Below are 15118 nucleotides of genomic sequence, written 5' to 3'. Positions count from 1 at the left end.
TCTTAAAAGAGTCAGGACTGACCCATGGAATACCTTTTAGAACTTGCTGCAAGCCCCACCGCCTGGGTTGCCCTGGCCACGTTGATCGTCATGGAAATCGTGCTCGGCATCGATAACCTGATCTTCATTTCGATTTTGACCAATAAACTGCCCGAGCAGCACCGGCAGAAGGCGCGGCGCATTGGTATCGGCATGGCGCTGATCCTGCGACTGGCGCTGTTGAGCACCATCGCGTTCATCGTCCAGTTGACTGAGCCTGTGATCGATATCTTCGGCCAGACGTTCTCCTGGAAGGACATGATCCTGATTGCCGGCGGCCTGTTCCTGTTGTGGAAGGCGACCACCGAGATCCATCACAGCATGGACCCGGCGCCGGATGATCCGACGTCGGCCACCTCGACCGTGACCCTGGGCTTCGCTGCCGCGATCGGTCAGATCCTGCTGCTGGACATGGTGTTCTCCATCGACAGCATCATTACCGCTGTCGGCATGACCGAGCATTTGCCGATCATGATCATCGCGGTGGTGGTGTCGGTACTGGTGATGTTGCTGGCGGCTGATCCTCTGGCCAAGTTCATCAACGACAACCCGACGGTGGTGATGCTGGCGCTGGGCTTCCTGATCATGATCGGCATGACGCTGATCGCCGAAGGCTTCGGTGCTCATGTACCGAAAGGCTACGTGTATGCGGCGATGGCGTTCTCGGCAACGATCGAGGGTTTGAACATGATGTCGCGACGGGCAAAGCAGAAGCGTATTGCCGCTGAAGCTTAACCTGCGTTAAACGAAACGGCCGCCTGTGCTCGAAAGAGCCAGGCGGCCGTTTTTGTTTGGGTACATAAGGGTGTCGGTCAGTGCGCGGTAGCGTGCTGTTCAGCGGTTTTATCGGGTTTCGCCACCGGCGTCGACTGAGCCGGATGATGGTGCCGGCGGGTAATGCGCAGGACTCCCCATAACATGGCGGCGGCAACGGCCAGCCAGCCAGAAATCAACATCACAATGGTCATTGTCAGGCTCATCAGTGCCTCCTCTTCGCCCTGCTGCGGGCACACACTCTTTGCACATGACAGTCTAGTCGCTGCCATGTTTCAGGCCATTGACCAAAGGTCGGCGGTCACCAATCAGTTCGCTCTATCGAATGCCATCATCTGCCGGTTAAGGCTATACCGCCGCCGCGCGGCGTCCTATGATCGACGGCCAAGCCGGGAGCGCAAATACCTGGCGTCTAAATCAAGAGAGTGATGATGGTGCGGGTATTTTCTCGAATTCGATCGTTAGTGCTGGTCGTTGGCTGCGTTGCATGTCTGGCTGGCTGCGCGGGGAGTGTGGCGCCTGAAATCAAGCGCCTGCCGGAGCGAGTCGAGCTCAGTGGCACGTTCTACCGTGGCGTGGCGAATCAGAGTGGGCCGCAAGTACTGGCCAGCATGTTGTCCCGGCAAGGCATTGTGATTACCCCGGGTTTGCTCGAAAAACCGTTGCATTTGCCGGGTGCCGAAGCCCGGTTGCAGCAGAACATGCAGAACCTCGCTCGCGAGTACGGCATGGTCGTCTATCCCCTCGACAGCAATCTGCCTGCACTGTTGACCCAGGTGGCGGCCGGTTACCCGGTGATGGTGCGTTTCACGGAAGGCTCGGCGTTCTGGGCTGAACCGCGTTACGCCATCCTTGCCGGGTACAACCGTCAGAAGCAGACAGTGCTGCTGCGCTCGGGCATGAATCGTCGGGAGTTGATGGGCTTCGGTTCGTTTGAATCGGCGCTCAAGGATGCCGGTGGCTGGGCCGTGCTGATTCAGAAGCCGAATCAACTGCCGGCCAATGTCGATCAACAACGATGGCTCAAGGCAGCGAGCGACCTTGCCCAGGCAGGTCAGGAGCAAGCGGCCGCCAGAGCGAAGAAAGCGCTGAACGCACAATAAGTCCGTTCGTCATCTGTCGGGCACCCTTGCACTTTGCCGACCTCTAAAGAAGTAGGGCCCGGATTTCTTCGGGCCAGACTCAAAGGAGGCGCCCATGGCACATTCCACTACCCCCGTCGGCCCGCACTCGTCTGAACATTCTTCGGGTGATGAGTTGGGCTTCGATCCCGATTCGCCGGACCTCGCCGATCCTCAGGTCGACCCCATCGGACCTGCCAAGGCGCCCAGGGATGTGAAGCCGGGCGACAATCCCAAGGCTCCCGCGAAGCCTTACGATCCACTCGCCGATCTGAAACCCTGAGCCTGAATGAGGTGCGTATGTCTACCGATTCGAGTTTCGACGACAAACGTCCGGACAGTGTTCCAACCACCCCCGAAAAGGACATCGACCCCGTGATGGATCCGGACAGCCCGCTAAGGGATCCTTTGGCCAGGCCCGTGGTCGTGCCGACGGAGCATCCACAGGGCTGGAAAGACCCGAGCGCCGGGGACGGCATTCCGGATGACGACCAGATGCCGCTACCGAATGACTGACGCCGGACGAAAAAAAGCCCCGAATAATCGGGGCTTTCTTTTACTTGTCGTTTAGTTATTTCGACGCTTCAACCACGCCGCTCTGACGATGCTTGAGGTTCTTGTCGGATTTGTACTGCAAGGCTACAGACGGCACTTTCGTGCCTTGGCCGGTTTCCACCCAACTGCGAATACGGCTGGCATCGGCAAAGTGTGTGTATTTGCCGAAAGCATCGAGGATGACCAGCGCAACCGGGCGATTGCCCATGCTGGTGACCAGCACCAGGCAGTGGCCGGCCTCGTTGGTGAAGCCGGTTTTCGTCAGCTTGATGTCCCAGTTCGGCTTGTTGACCAAATGGTCGGTATTACGGAAACCCAGGCTGTAGTTGGGTTTACGGAACGAGACGGTTTTTTCCTTGGTGGTACTTAGCTCAGTCAACAGTGGGTACTTGTGCGCAGCGATCAGCAGTTTGCTCAGGTCGCGAGCCGTGGACACGTTGCGAGGGGAGAGGCCGGTGGGTTCGACGAAGTGCGTGCTGGTCATGCCCAGTGCTTTAGCTTTGGCATTCATGGCGGCAATGAATGCGACGTAGCCACCCGGATAGTGATGGGCCAGGCTCGCGGCGGCGCGGTTTTCCGAGGACATCAGGGCAATCAGCAGCATTTCCTTGCGCGGCATTTCGCTGTTGAGTTTCACCCGGGAAAACACACCTTTCATTTCCGGGGTGTCGCTGATGTTGATGGAGATGTATTCGTCCATGTTCTGCCTGGCTTCAACCACGACCAGGCCGGTCATCAGTTTGCTGACGGAAGCGATCGGCACAACCACGTCAGGATTGCTGGCATAGATGACTTTGTTGGTCTGCAGATCCATCAGCAATGCGCTGCCGGAAGCGATCTTCAGTGTTGAGGTATCTCGCGGCGCCGAAGTGGTGTCGGCAGCGTTGACCATCGGCGTGGTGAAAGTCCCTGTAAATGCAAAAAAAAGGCTCAGGATGGAAAGACGGATTTTCACGCTGGCGAACTCATAAGGGTGGATATGCCGTTTTGTTACGGGCTGTTTCTTAAAAACGACGCATTTTAGGAGTATGAGCTACGAAAGCGCTAGGCGCCCGTATGGCGAGAGCATTATATGAAAAAAAATTTAATGTTTTTGATGCCTGCCCTTGGTGAGCAGGCGCCAGATTGACTTACTTTTGATCGTTGCGCCGCGGGTCGGGTTTGCGTTTGGTCAGAGGCACCAGCATTGCGACGTTCTGCTGATAGCGTCGGTATTGCTCCCCAAACAGATCCACCAGATCTTTCTCTTCAAAATGCACCCCAATCAGGATGTAGAGAGTGTTGAGCAGCGCAAACAGTAGATGTCCGGTTGTCATGTCGGGTGTCGCCCAGAACACCATCACAAACCCCAAGTACATCGGGTGGCGAACCAGTTTGTAGAGTAAAGGGGTTTTAAAGGCGGGGTTCTCGGGTCTGGCGGGGTAAAAGGCGTTGAGTGCCTGCTTTATGCCGAACAGTTCGAAATGGCTGATCAGGAACGTCGCGAGCACGACCAGGCCCAGGCCCAGCCAGAATAAAGCCATGAGTAATTCGTGGCCCCATACAGACGTTACGCGCCAGATGGGCGTTTCCATGGGTTGCCATAGCCAGAACAGCAGCGCGAGCGGCAGGCACGTCGACAATACATAGGTCGCGCGCTCGATGGGGGGCGGGACGAACCGGGTCCACCAGCGCTTGAAGCGTTTTCGCGCCATGCCGCTGTGCTGTACGGCAAACAGCGTAATCAGCAAGGTGTCGACGAGGGCAGCCACGGGCCAGTCGAGGCTGGAGCCGGAGTTAATGTCTTTGGGCACTCCGATGCCTGAGAGAAAACCCGTCAGGTAAAGCGCGGTGAGCAGAAAACACAGGTAACAGAAGAGGCTGTAAAGCAGGCCAGCGAGTTTTCCAGTGAAAACGAAAAAGCGATGTTGAGTCAGGCCGCGGGGGTTCATAGATGATGCCTTTTCAGCGTCGCGCGTACTTCCCGATTCGCGTCTACGGTTTATGGGATGTTTCGATAATCAGTCTAGGGCGATTTAAGGCTTTCGCCGTTGCTCTGTCTGGAAGTCCTTCAGAGGTATTACTTGTTCCATGGCTGAAAACAAGAAACCCCACCAGCGGCGGGGTTTCTTGTATGTTCGGCGTAGCCGGTGGAATCAGCTGTGCAGTGTTTCGGCTGCGTACAACGTATTTTCCAGCAGGCAGGCACGGGTCATCGGGCCAACACCACCCGGGACTGGAGTGATCCAGCCGGCGCGGGGCAGGGCGGTGTCGTAGATCACGTCACCGACCAGTTTGCCGTCTTCCTGGCGGTTGATGCCGACGTCGATCACGATCGCACCTTCCTTGATCCACTCACCCTTTACCAGCCCCGGCTTGCCGGCGGCGACCACCACCAGATCGGCGCGACCGACGTGGCCTGCCAGATCCTTGGTGAAGCGGTGGGTGACGGTCACGGTGCAGCCGGCCAGCAGCAATTCCATTGCCATCGGGCGGCCAACAATGTTGGAGGCCCCGACAACCACTGCGTCCATCCCGTAGAGATCGACACCGGTGCTTTCCAGCAGCGTCATGATGCCTTTAGGGGTGCACGGACGCAGCAGCGGAATACGCTGGGCGAGGCGGCCTACGTTATAAGGGTGGAAACCGTCGACGTCCTTGTCTGGACGAATGCGTTCCAGCAATTTGGAGGCGTCCAGGTGTTCAGGTAGAGGAAGCTGAAGCAGAACGCCATCAATCGCCGGGTCGTCGTTCAGGCGATCGATCAGATCGGTCAGCGCTTCTTGAGTGGTTTCGGAAGGCAGGTCGTAGGCTTGGGAAATGAAGCCGACCTCTTCACAGTCTTTACGCTTGTGCGAGACATAAACCTGAGAGGCAGGATCGCTGCCGACCAGGATCACCGCGAGGCCGGGCGTGCGCAGACCTTGCTGGCGACGCTCGTTGACGCGTTTGGCGATCTGCTGGCGCAGGCTGGCGGCGATCGATTTGCCGTCGATTAGTTGTGCAGTCATTGCGCGTGATTAACCATCGAGAGGGGAAAAAAAGAGAACGCATTCTCGCATGTCATGAGGTGAGGGCAAAGGCGCTTGGTCTGCAAATTCCCCTAACCCCTTTAATTAAATGAATTTTTTTTAAAAAAGAGTTGACGACCTTCTGGGTCACCTATAACATTCGTCGCACTTGTCGGGCACAGCCTAGCACTGGTTAAGAAGGTCGAGCAGAGTTGATGTTTAATTCGGTGAGGCTGAAAGCACTTAGTTTGTAATCGTCCAAGAATACAGATTAACAAGGCGCCCGTAGCTCAGCTGGATAGAGCATCCGCCTTCTAAGCGGATGGTCGCAGGTTCGAGTCCTGCCGGGTGCGCCATTAGGCAGCTTTGGCACAAGTAACGCAACATGGCAATATGGTGGGCGTAGCTCAGTTGGTAGAGCACGGGATTGTGACTCCCGTTGTCGAGGGTTCGATCCCCTTCGTCCACCCCATATTTAGAAAGGCGCCAGATTAACAGTCTGGCGCCTTTGCTTTAAAAGCTTGATGCGGATGTGGTGGAATTGGTAGACACACTGGATTTAGGTTCCAGCGCCGCAAGGTGTGAGAGTTCGAGTCTCTCCGTCCGCACCATTACAAGTAGCTATTTAATAGCAGAAAACGGCGCAGCACCTGAAAAGGGCTGCGCTTTTTTTGTTTTAGAAGTCTGAATTTTCAAAGCGGCCGCAGGTTCTGGGTCGAGAGGGTGGCTCGGATCGTCGGATTTATGTTTCTCGATGATGCTGATTCGCCCGTTGGTCCCCTTGTGGGGTCGACTGTCAGGGATGGATTGCCGATGCCTTCTATATATAGAAGGATTGGTGCAGAGCCCTGGCATGATTGGCTGTATTTGCTAACAGGGCGAGGCACAACCGTTTGTCCCCGCCTATAAATTGCCTGCTGCTTTTTTACCCGTTTTCAGTAGGGTGACTTCTTGAGTTTGACCCACTAGAATGCATGCCCTTGATTCTGGGGTCGGAAACGGCCGGCTAACGTCTGTGCAACGAGGAATATCCATGCAAGTTTCTGTTGAAAATACTTCTGCTCTTGAGCGCCGCATGAGCATCACCGTGCCGGCTGAGCGCATCGAGACTCAGGTCAACAAGCGTCTGCAGCAGACTGCCCAAAAGGCCAAGATTGCTGGCTTCCGTCCAGGCAAAGTGCCAATGAGTGAAATCAAGCGCCGTTTCGGTGCTGATGCACGTCAGGAAGCTGTTGGCGACGTGATCCAGTCTTCTTTCTACGAAGCTGTTGTAGAGCAGAAGCTGAACCCGGCTGGCGCTCCTTCGATCGAGCCGAAATCGCTGGAAGCTGGCAAAGACCTGGAATACGTCGCGATTTTCGAAGTGTTCCCTGAGTTCACCGTTGCCGGTTTCGAAGGTATCGCGGTTGAGCGCCTGAGCGCTGACGTGGCTGATGCCGATCTGGACAAAATGCTGGAAGTGCTGCGCAAGCAGAACACCCGTTTCGAAGTGGCCGATCGCGCTGCTCAAAACGAAGACCAGCTGAACATCGATTTCGTTGGCAAGGTCGACGGCGAAGTGTTCGCTGGCGGTTCCGCCAAAGGTACTCAGCTGGTTCTGGGTTCCGGCCGCATGATCCCTGGTTTTGAAGACGGTCTGGTTGGCGCTAAAGCCGGCGAAGAGCGCGTTCTGAACCTGACCTTCCCAGAGGACTATCAGAACCTCGACCTGGCAGGCAAAACCGCTGAGTTCACCGTGACCGTGAACACTGTTTCCGAGCCAAAACTGCCAGAACTGACCGAAGAATTCTTCGCTCAATTCGGCATCAAGGAAACTGGCCTGGAAGGCTTCCGCACCGAAGTTCGCAAGAACATGGAGCGTGAACTGCGTCAGGCGATCAAATCCAAGGTCAAGAATCAGGTAATGGATGGTCTGCTGGCCACCAACCCGATCGAAGTGCCTAAGGCTCTGCTGTCCAACGAAGTTGACCGTCTGCGCGTGCAGGCCGTTCAGCAGTTCGGTGGCAACATCAAGCCTGAGCAACTGCCGGCCGAGCTGTTCGAAGAGCAAGCCAAGCGCCGCGTTGTGCTGGGTCTGATCGTGGCTGAAGTGGTCAAGCAATTCGACCTCAAGCCTGACGAAGCCCGCGTTCGTGAAATGATTCAGGAAATGGCTTCGGCTTACCAAGAGCCTGAGCAGGTTGTGTCCTGGTACTACAAGAACGACCAGCAACTGAACGAAGTCCGTTCGGTTGTGCTGGAAGAACAAGTTGTGGATACTGTTCTGCAGAAAGCTAGCGTGACCGACAAATCGGTCTCTTACGAAGAAGCAGTCAAGCCGGTAGAAGCTCCACAAGCCGACTGATCGTTTTTGCGGTAAGAAGTACACACCATAAGCCAGCCTTCGTGCTGGCTTATGCGTATTCAAGACATAACTATTTGGGAGTGACTGCAGAGCATGTTCCGTAATTCGTATATTCAGCAGAACTCTGATATCCAGGCCGCAGGCGGTCTGGTCCCGATGGTTGTCGAGCAGTCTGCTCGTGGCGAGCGCGCCTATGACATCTACTCGCGCCTTCTCAAGGAGCGAGTGATCTTTCTGGTTGGTCCGGTAGAGGACTACATGGCCAACCTGATCTGTGCGCAACTGCTGTTCCTTGAAGCGGAAAACCCGGACAAGGACATCCATCTCTATATCAACTCTCCGGGCGGTTCGGTGACGGCGGGCATGTCGATCTATGACACCATGCAGTTCATCAAGCCAAACGTGTCGACCACCTGTATCGGTCAAGCGTGCAGCATGGGTGCGTTTCTATTGACGGCCGGTGCTCCTGGCAAGCGTTACTGCTTGCCGAACTCGCGTGTGATGATTCACCAGCCACTGGGCGGTTTCCAGGGCCAGGCTTCGGATATCGAAATCCATGCCAAGGAAATCCTCTTCATTCGCGAGCGTCTCAACACGCTGATGGCCAAGCATAGCGGGCACACTCTTGAAGAAATCGAGCGCGATACCAACCGCGATAATTTCATGAGTGCAGAAGCAGCGCGTGAATACGGGTTGATCGATGAAGTGATCAGCCAGCGCCCCGCTTAAATTAAGCAGCTCAAAATAAGGTTGGTCGGCGCGTCCGATCACTAGCGGGCTTGAAAAAGCCCGCAATAGCCTTCATCTTGTGTTGCAAGCCTATCGGATTTGGATCGAACGAATGACTGACACCCGCAACGGCGAGGACAACGGCAAGCTGCTCTATTGCTCCTTCTGTGGCAAAAGCCAGCATGAAGTGCGCAAATTGATTGCCGGCCCCTCGGTCTTTATCTGCGACGAGTGCGTCGACCTGTGCAACGACATCATCCGTGAGGAGGTGCAGGAAGCCCAGGCCGAAAGCAGCGCGCATAAATTGCCTTCGCCTAAAGAAATCAGCGGCATCCTTGATCAGTACGTGATTGGTCAGGAGCGTGCGAAAAAGGTTCTGGCCGTAGCGGTGTACAACCACTACAAGCGCCTGAACCAGCGTGACAAAAAGAATGACGATGTCGAACTCGGCAAGAGCAACATCTTGCTGATCGGCCCGACAGGCTCGGGTAAAACCCTGCTTGCCGAAACACTGGCCCGCTTGCTGAACGTTCCGTTCACCATCGCCGACGCAACCACCCTCACCGAGGCAGGTTACGTGGGTGAAGATGTCGAAAACATCATTCAGAAGCTGCTGCAGAAGTGCGATTACGACGTAGAAAAGGCCCAAATGGGCATTGTCTACATCGATGAGATCGACAAGATCTCGCGCAAATCTGATAACCCGTCGATCACCCGGGACGTTTCCGGTGAAGGCGTGCAGCAGGCCCTGCTCAAGTTGATCGAAGGCACGGTCGCTTCCGTTCCGCCTCAAGGTGGTCGCAAGCATCCGCAGCAGGAATTCCTTCAGGTCGACACCCGTAACATCCTGTTCATCTGCGGTGGTGCGTTCTCCGGTCTGGAAAAGGTTATTCAAAACCGTTCCACCAAGGGCGGTATCGGTTTCAACGCGGAAGTGCGCAGCAAGGAAGAAGGCAAGAAAGTCGGTGAGTCCCTGCGTGAAGTCGAGCCTGACGATCTGGTCAAGTTCGGTCTGATCCCGGAATTCGTCGGTCGTCTGCCGGTACTTGCCACGCTGGACGAGCTTGATGAGGCTGCGCTGATGCAGATTCTCACCGAGCCGAAAAATGCTCTGACCAAACAGTATGCCAAGCTGTTCGAGATGGAAGGTGTGGACCTGGAATTCCGGGCCGACGCTCTGAAATCGGTCGCCAAACGTGCCCTGGAACGCAAAACCGGTGCCCGTGGACTGCGTTCGATTCTCGAAGGTGTATTGCTCGACACTATGTATGAAATCCCCTCGCAGTCCGAGGTGAGTAAAGTAGTGATCGACGAAAGCGTTATAGAAGGCAAGTCCAAGCCACTGTATATCTACGAAAACAGTGAGCCGGCTGCCAAGGCAGCGCCAGACGCCTAAGCGTCACGCTGCTGGAATAAAGAAGGGGCCTTCGGGCCCCTTTGCTTTTTGCGCGTTTTAACACCTTCTTTAAGCTTGTTTTTTTTGAAGGTAGCCCCCATCTTGGTTTCAAGCTCACTTCCATCTGTTTACGGCCTTATGGCCGCCGTAGAGGCGAAATCATGAAGACAACCATCGAATTGCCTCTCCTGCCATTGCGTGATGTTGTGGTTTATCCGCACATGGTTATCCCGCTGTTCGTGGGGCGCGAGAAATCCATCGAAGCCCTCGAGGCAGCGATGACGGGCGACAAGCAGATCCTTCTGCTGGCTCAGAGAAACCCTGCTGACGACGATCCCGGTGAAGATGCACTTTATCGCGTAGGTACCATTGCGACCGTTCTGCAGCTGCTCAAGCTGCCTGACGGCACGGTCAAGGTTTTGGTCGAAGGTGAGCAGCGGGGCGCCGTTGAGCGTTTCAGCGAAGTGGACGGCCACTGCCGCGCCGAAGTCTCATTGATCGACGAAGTCGACGCGCCAGAGCGCGAGTCGGAAGTGTTTGTACGCAGCCTGCTGGCTCAGTTCGAACAATACGTACAGCTGGGCAAGAAAGTCCCCGCTGAGGTCCTGTCGTCGCTCAACAGCATCGACGAGCCAGGCCGCCTGGTCGACACCATGGCCGCACACATGGCCCTGAAGATCGAGCAGAAGCAGGAAATCCTCGAAATCATTGATTTGTCGGCCCGGGTCGAGCACGTTCTGGCGTTGCTGGATGCCGAGATCGACCTGCTGCAAGTCGAAAAACGCATTCGTGGTCGCGTCAAAAAACAAATGGAGCGCAGCCAGCGCGAGTACTACCTGAATGAGCAGATGAAGGCCATTCAGAAAGAGCTCGGCGACAGCGACGAAGGCCACAACGAAATCGAAGAGCTGAAAAAGCGTATCGATGCCGCCGGTCTGCCGAAAGACGCCTTGGCCAAAGCCCAGGGTGAACTGAACAAGTTAAAACAAATGTCGCCAATGTCTGCGGAAGCGACCGTGGTGCGCTCGTATATTGACTGGCTGGTTCAGGTGCCGTGGAAGGCACAGAGCAAAGTGCGTCTGGATCTGGCGCGCGCAGAAGACATTCTCGATGCAGATCACTATGGTCTGGAAGAAGTCAAAGAGCGGATCCTCGAATACCTCGCCGTGCAGAAGCGAGTGAAGAAAATTCGTGGTCCGGTGTTGTGCCTGGTCGGTCCTCCAGGGGTGGGTAAAACCTCTCTGGCGGAGTCGATTGCTCACGCCACCAACCGCAAATTCGTGCGCATGGCCCTCGGTGGCGTGCGTGATGAAGCGGAAATTCGTGGTCATCGCCGTACTTATATCGGCTCGATGCCAGGAAGATTGATTCAAAAGATGACAAAGGTGGGCGTTCGCAACCCGCTGTTCCTGCTCGATGAAATCGACAAAATGGGCAGCGACATGCGTGGCGATCCGGCGTCGGCGTTGCTGGAAGTGCTCGACCCTGAGCAGAACCACAATTTCAACGATCACTATCTGGAAGTCGACTACGACCTGTCCGATGTGATGTTCCTTTGCACCTCGAACTCCATGAACATTCCACCAGCCTTGCTGGACCGGATGGAAGTGATTCGTCTGCCGGGTTACACCGAAGACGAAAAGATCAACATCGCCGTCAAATACCTTTCGCCAAAGCAGATTACTGCCAATGGTTTGAAAAAAGGCGAGCTGGAATTCGACGCCGAAGCGATCCGCGACATCATCCGCTACTACACCCGCGAAGCCGGTGTACGTGGGCTGGAGCGCCAGATTGCCAAGGTTTGCCGCAAGGCGGTCAAAGAGCATGCAATGGAAAAACGCTTCTCGGTGAAGGTCACTGCCGAGATGCTGGAACACTTCCTGGGCGTGCGCAAATTCCGCTACGGTCTGGCCGAATCGCAGGATCAGATCGGTCAGGTCACCGGGCTGGCGTGGACTCAGGTAGGTGGCGAGTTGCTGACTATCGAAGCCGCAGTCGTACCGGGTAAAGGCCAGTTGATCAAGACCGGTTCTTTGGGTGACGTCATGGTCGAATCGATCACTGCGGCCCTGACCGTTGTTCGCAGTCGCGCGAAGAGCCTGGGGATTCCCCTGGACTTCCACGAGAAGCGCGACACGCATATCCACATGCCTGAAGGGGCGACCCCGAAGGACGGCCCTAGCGCCGGTGTGGGCATGTGCACGGCTCTGGTATCGGCATTGACCGGGATCCCTGTGCGCGCGGACGTCGCCATGACTGGCGAAATTACCCTGCGTGGTCAGGTGCTGGCGATTGGCGGTTTGAAAGAAAAACTGCTCGCTGCTCACCGTGGCGGAATCAAGACCGTGATCATTCCTGAAGAGAACGTACGCGATCTGAAGGAAATTCCTGACAATATCAAGCAAGATCTGCAGATTAAACCGGTTAAATGGATTGACGAGGTCCTGCAAATTGCGCTGCAATACGCGCCGGAGCCCTTGCCAGATGTAGCTCCAGAGATAGTTGCAAAGGATGAAAAACGCGAGTCTGACTCTAAGGAAAGAATTAGCACGCATTAGTACGCATTTGCCTGGGTGGCTTGTTGACAGCTTTTTAGAGCCCTTGTTATAAAGCGGCTCTTAAGTGTCTGTAGGCCATTCAGCACTCGTTTTTGCTTTCACCAAAAAACTTAGAATCATACTCAAATAGATATAAGGGGACTTAGAGTGAACAAGTCGGAACTGATTGATGCTATCGCTGCATCCGCTGATATCCCGAAAGCTGCTGCTGGCCGTGCGCTGGACGCTGTAATCGAATCCGTCACTGGCGCTCTCAAGGCTGGCGACTCTGTTGTTCTGGTTGGTTTCGGTACTTTCTCCGTAACTGATCGTCCAGCTCGCATTGGTCGTAACCCACAGACCGGTAAGACGCTGGAAATCGCAGCTGCTAAAAAACCAGGTTTCAAAGCCGGTAAAGCACTGAAAGAAGCTGTCAACTAAGTTCGATTCAGGTTTTTGCCTATCCGGGTCGGGGTCATGCCTGACCTGGCAGCGGAGCGGTAGTCCAGTTGGCGAGTCGCCGATCCGAGACGCCGAGGCTCGCAAGTTCGAGTCATCGGTCCGCTCCGCCAGTTACGAGAAGGCGCATCCTCGGATGCGCCTTTCTTCTATCCGGATTCTACCCACGCTCCACGGTTGCCTAATTTTGAAGTTCAACCGTTTCTGGGGGACGCATGCTGCAGAATATCAGGGACAATTCACAAGGCTGGATTGCCAAGACCATTATCGGGGTCATCGTTGCACTGATGGCTTTGACCGGTTTCGACGCCATCTTCAAGGCCACGACGCACAGCAATGATGCGGCCAAGGTCAATGGCGAAGAAATCAGCCAGAACGAGCTGAGCCAGGCGGTCGATATGCAACGCCGTCAGCTCATGCAACAGCTGGGCAAGGATTTCGATGCTTCCTTGCTCGACGAAAAAATGCTGCGCGAATCGGCCCTCAAAGGCCTGATCGACCGCAAGCTGCTGCTGCAAGGCGCAGAAAACTCGAAGTTCGCTTTTTCCGAAGCTGCTTTGGACCAGGTGATCCTGCAAACGCCTGAATTCCAGGTTGATGGCAAGTTCAGCCCTGAGCGTTTCGACCAGGTTATTCGCCAACTCGGCTACAGCCGCATGCAATTCCGCCAGATGCTGGCTCAGGAAATGCTGATCGGTCAGCTGCGCGCTGGTCTGGCAGGTAGTGGTTTCGTCACCGACGCACAGGTTCTGGCATTCGCCCGTCTGGAAAAACAGACCCGCGATTTTGCTTCGCTGAACGTCAAGGCTGACCCGGCGGCTGTGAAGCTGAGCGACGATGAAGTCAAAGCCTACTACGATGAACACGCCAAGGAATTCATGACGCCGGATCAGGTGGTCATTGATTACCTGGAGTTGAAGAAGGCTTCCTTCTTTGATCAGGTCAGCGTCAAGGACGAAGACCTGCAAGCGGCGTATCAGAAAGAAACCGCGAACCTGTCCGAGCAACGCCGGGCCGCGCACATTCTGATCGAAGTGAACGACAAGGTGACCGAAGCGCAAGCCAAGGCCAAGATCGAAGAGATCCAGGCACGTCTGGCAAAAGGCGAGAAGTTCGAAGCTCTGGCCAAGGAGTTCTCCCAGGATCCTGGTTCGGCGAACAACGGCGGCGACCTCGGCTATGCCGGTCCTGGTGTCTACGATCCAGCCTTCGAAACAGCGCTGTATGCGTTGGCCAAGGATCAGGTCTCGGCGCCGGTTCGCACCGACTTCGGTTTCCACCTGATCAAGCTGTTGGGTGTCGAAGCGCCTGAAGTGCCGACGCTCGCCAGCCTGAAAGACAAGCTGACCCGTGAGCTGAAAACCCAGCAGGTCGAGCAGCGTTTCGTCGAGGCGACCAAGCAACTGGAAGACTCGTCGTTCGAAGCCTCCGATCTGGCTCAGCCGGCGCAGGACCTGAAGCTCACTGTTCATACGTCCAAACCGTTCGGCCGTGAAGGTGGCGAAGGTGTTGCGGCCAACCGTGCCGTGATCACTGCTGCGTTCAGTCCTGAAGTGCTGAATGAGGGTGCCAACAGCACCGCCATCGAGCTCGATCCGGAAACCGTGATCGTGCTGCGCGCCAAGGAGCACCTGAAGCCTGCGCAACTGCCGCTGGAAAGCGTTGCTGCCAGCATTCGCGTGCAATTGGCCAAGGAGCACGCCAGTGCTGCCGCCAAGACCAAGGCTGAAGAGCTGATTGTCAGCCTGCGCGATGGCAAGACTCCGTTGGACAAGGCGATCGACGGTCAGAGCTGGAAAGTGACCCAGGCAGCCACTCGTGGCCAGGAAGGGGTTGACCCAACCGTGCTGCAGGCGCTGTTCCGCATGCCCAAGCCTGTCGCCAAGGACAAGCCGACCTTCAGCAGCGTGACCCTGGCCGATGGTAGCTTGGTGATTGTGCGTCTGAACGGCGTGAACGAAGCTGCTGCGCCGACCGAAGAAGAGAAGGCTCAATACCGTCGCTTCCTCGCTTCGCGCATTGGACAGCAAGACTTTGCGGCCTACCGCAAACTGCTGGAAAGCCAGGCTGAGATCAAACGCTTCTGATGCCTGACTGAGTTTTGCGCTACACAAAGACCCCGGCCGAAAGGCTGGGGTTTTTTATGGGTGAAACAAAAGCAGCGCGGGTTACCC

At 55.8% G+C, this 15118-nt stretch carries 13 protein-coding genes, 3 tRNA genes and 1 pseudogene; 13 read left to right on the top strand and 4 right to left on the bottom strand.

The genetic code is table 11. The features are described 5' to 3' along the window. The first annotated feature begins 24 nt into the window (after positions 1 to 24). Positions 25 to 774, top strand: a complete 750-nt coding sequence (locus ACSQ87_RS22310) for a TerC family protein (protein WP_046054156.1) — start codon at positions 25 to 27, stop codon at positions 772 to 774. Between the two features lie 77 nt (positions 775 to 851). Here ACSQ87_RS22310 and ACSQ87_RS22305 read toward each other — a convergent pair whose 3' ends face one another. Next, positions 852 to 1019 (bottom strand): hypothetical protein, encoded by a 168-nt coding sequence (locus ACSQ87_RS22305; protein WP_165934015.1) that lies wholly within the window; start codon positions 1017 to 1019, stop codon positions 852 to 854. 167 nt (positions 1020 to 1186) lie between these two features. Here ACSQ87_RS22305 and ACSQ87_RS22300 point away from each other — a divergent pair. The 3 genes and pseudogenes from ACSQ87_RS22300 (at position 1187) to ACSQ87_RS22290 (ending at position 2450) form a co-directional block, all read left to right on the top strand. After that, a pseudogene (locus ACSQ87_RS22300) lies at positions 1187 to 1916 on the top strand (peptidase C39 family protein). A gap of 94 nt (positions 1917 to 2010) precedes the next feature. Next, positions 2011 to 2217, top strand: a complete 207-nt coding sequence (locus ACSQ87_RS22295; protein ID WP_027925384.1) for a DUF6021 family protein — start codon at positions 2011 to 2013, stop codon at positions 2215 to 2217. Positions 2218 to 2234: 17 nt separating this feature from the next. Continuing rightward, on the top strand, positions 2235 to 2450 hold the full coding sequence (locus ACSQ87_RS22290) for a hypothetical protein (RefSeq protein WP_223430641.1): 216 nt from the start codon (positions 2235 to 2237) through the stop codon (positions 2448 to 2450). 55 nt (positions 2451 to 2505) lie between these two features. Here ACSQ87_RS22290 and pbpG read toward each other — a convergent pair whose 3' ends face one another. The 3 genes from pbpG to folD all read right to left on the bottom strand — a co-directional run bounded on the left by pbpG (position 2506) and on the right by folD (position 5479). Then, on the bottom strand, positions 2506 to 3444 hold the full coding sequence (gene pbpG, locus ACSQ87_RS22285; protein WP_150656386.1) for a D-alanyl-D-alanine endopeptidase: 939 nt from the start codon (positions 3442 to 3444) through the stop codon (positions 2506 to 2508). 175 nt (positions 3445 to 3619) lie between these two features. Further along, positions 3620 to 4420: a methanethiol S-methyltransferase gene (gene mddA, locus ACSQ87_RS22280; RefSeq protein WP_436274379.1), complete on the bottom strand. Its 801-nt coding sequence runs from the start codon at positions 4418 to 4420 to the stop codon at positions 3620 to 3622. Positions 4421 to 4624: 204 nt separating this feature from the next. Beyond that, positions 4625 to 5479 (bottom strand): bifunctional methylenetetrahydrofolate dehydrogenase/methenyltetrahydrofolate cyclohydrolase FolD, encoded by an 855-nt coding sequence (gene folD, locus ACSQ87_RS22275; protein WP_008148421.1) that lies wholly within the window; start codon positions 5477 to 5479, stop codon positions 4625 to 4627. Positions 5480 to 5758: 279 nt separating this feature from the next. Here folD and ACSQ87_RS22270 point away from each other — a divergent pair. From ACSQ87_RS22270 to ACSQ87_RS22230, 9 genes are all read left to right on the top strand, one after another. Next, a tRNA-Arg gene (locus ACSQ87_RS22270) sits at positions 5759 to 5835 on the top strand. Between the two features lie 40 nt (positions 5836 to 5875). Beyond that, a tRNA-His gene (locus ACSQ87_RS22265) sits at positions 5876 to 5951 on the top strand. A 54-nt stretch (positions 5952 to 6005) separates the two neighbouring features. Beyond that, positions 6006 to 6090: transfer RNA gene (locus ACSQ87_RS22260), tRNA-Leu, on the top strand. Positions 6091 to 6512: 422 nt separating this feature from the next. Further along, positions 6513 to 7823, top strand: a complete 1311-nt coding sequence (tig, locus tag ACSQ87_RS22255) for a trigger factor (RefSeq protein WP_046047576.1) — start codon at positions 6513 to 6515, stop codon at positions 7821 to 7823. A gap of 93 nt (positions 7824 to 7916) precedes the next feature. Continuing rightward, positions 7917 to 8552 (top strand): ATP-dependent Clp endopeptidase proteolytic subunit ClpP, encoded by a 636-nt coding sequence (clpP, locus tag ACSQ87_RS22250; protein ID WP_046047575.1) that lies wholly within the window; start codon positions 7917 to 7919, stop codon positions 8550 to 8552. Between the two features lie 112 nt (positions 8553 to 8664). Beyond that, the gene (gene clpX, locus ACSQ87_RS22245; protein ID WP_007946893.1) at positions 8665 to 9948 is read left to right on the top strand and encodes an ATP-dependent Clp protease ATP-binding subunit ClpX; all 1284 of its coding nucleotides are present in this window, start codon (positions 8665 to 8667) and stop codon (positions 9946 to 9948) included. A gap of 161 nt (positions 9949 to 10109) precedes the next feature. Further along, positions 10110 to 12506: an endopeptidase La gene (gene lon, locus ACSQ87_RS22240; RefSeq protein ID WP_027926069.1), complete on the top strand. Its 2397-nt coding sequence runs from the start codon at positions 10110 to 10112 to the stop codon at positions 12504 to 12506. A gap of 147 nt (positions 12507 to 12653) precedes the next feature. Continuing rightward, the gene (locus ACSQ87_RS22235) at positions 12654 to 12926 is read left to right on the top strand and encodes an HU family DNA-binding protein (protein WP_002552737.1); all 273 of its coding nucleotides are present in this window, start codon (positions 12654 to 12656) and stop codon (positions 12924 to 12926) included. 233 nt (positions 12927 to 13159) lie between these two features. Then, positions 13160 to 15031 (top strand): SurA N-terminal domain-containing protein, encoded by a 1872-nt coding sequence (locus ACSQ87_RS22230; protein WP_223430638.1) that lies wholly within the window; start codon positions 13160 to 13162, stop codon positions 15029 to 15031. The last annotated feature ends 87 nt before the right edge of the window (positions 15032 to 15118 follow it).

It is taken from the genome of Pseudomonas sp. LjRoot277, from assembly GCF_964253845.1.
In the GTDB taxonomy this organism is placed as follows: Bacteria; Pseudomonadota; Gammaproteobacteria; order Pseudomonadales; family Pseudomonadaceae; genus Aquipseudomonas.
This window is presented reverse-complemented; position numbering and strand designations above follow the sequence as displayed.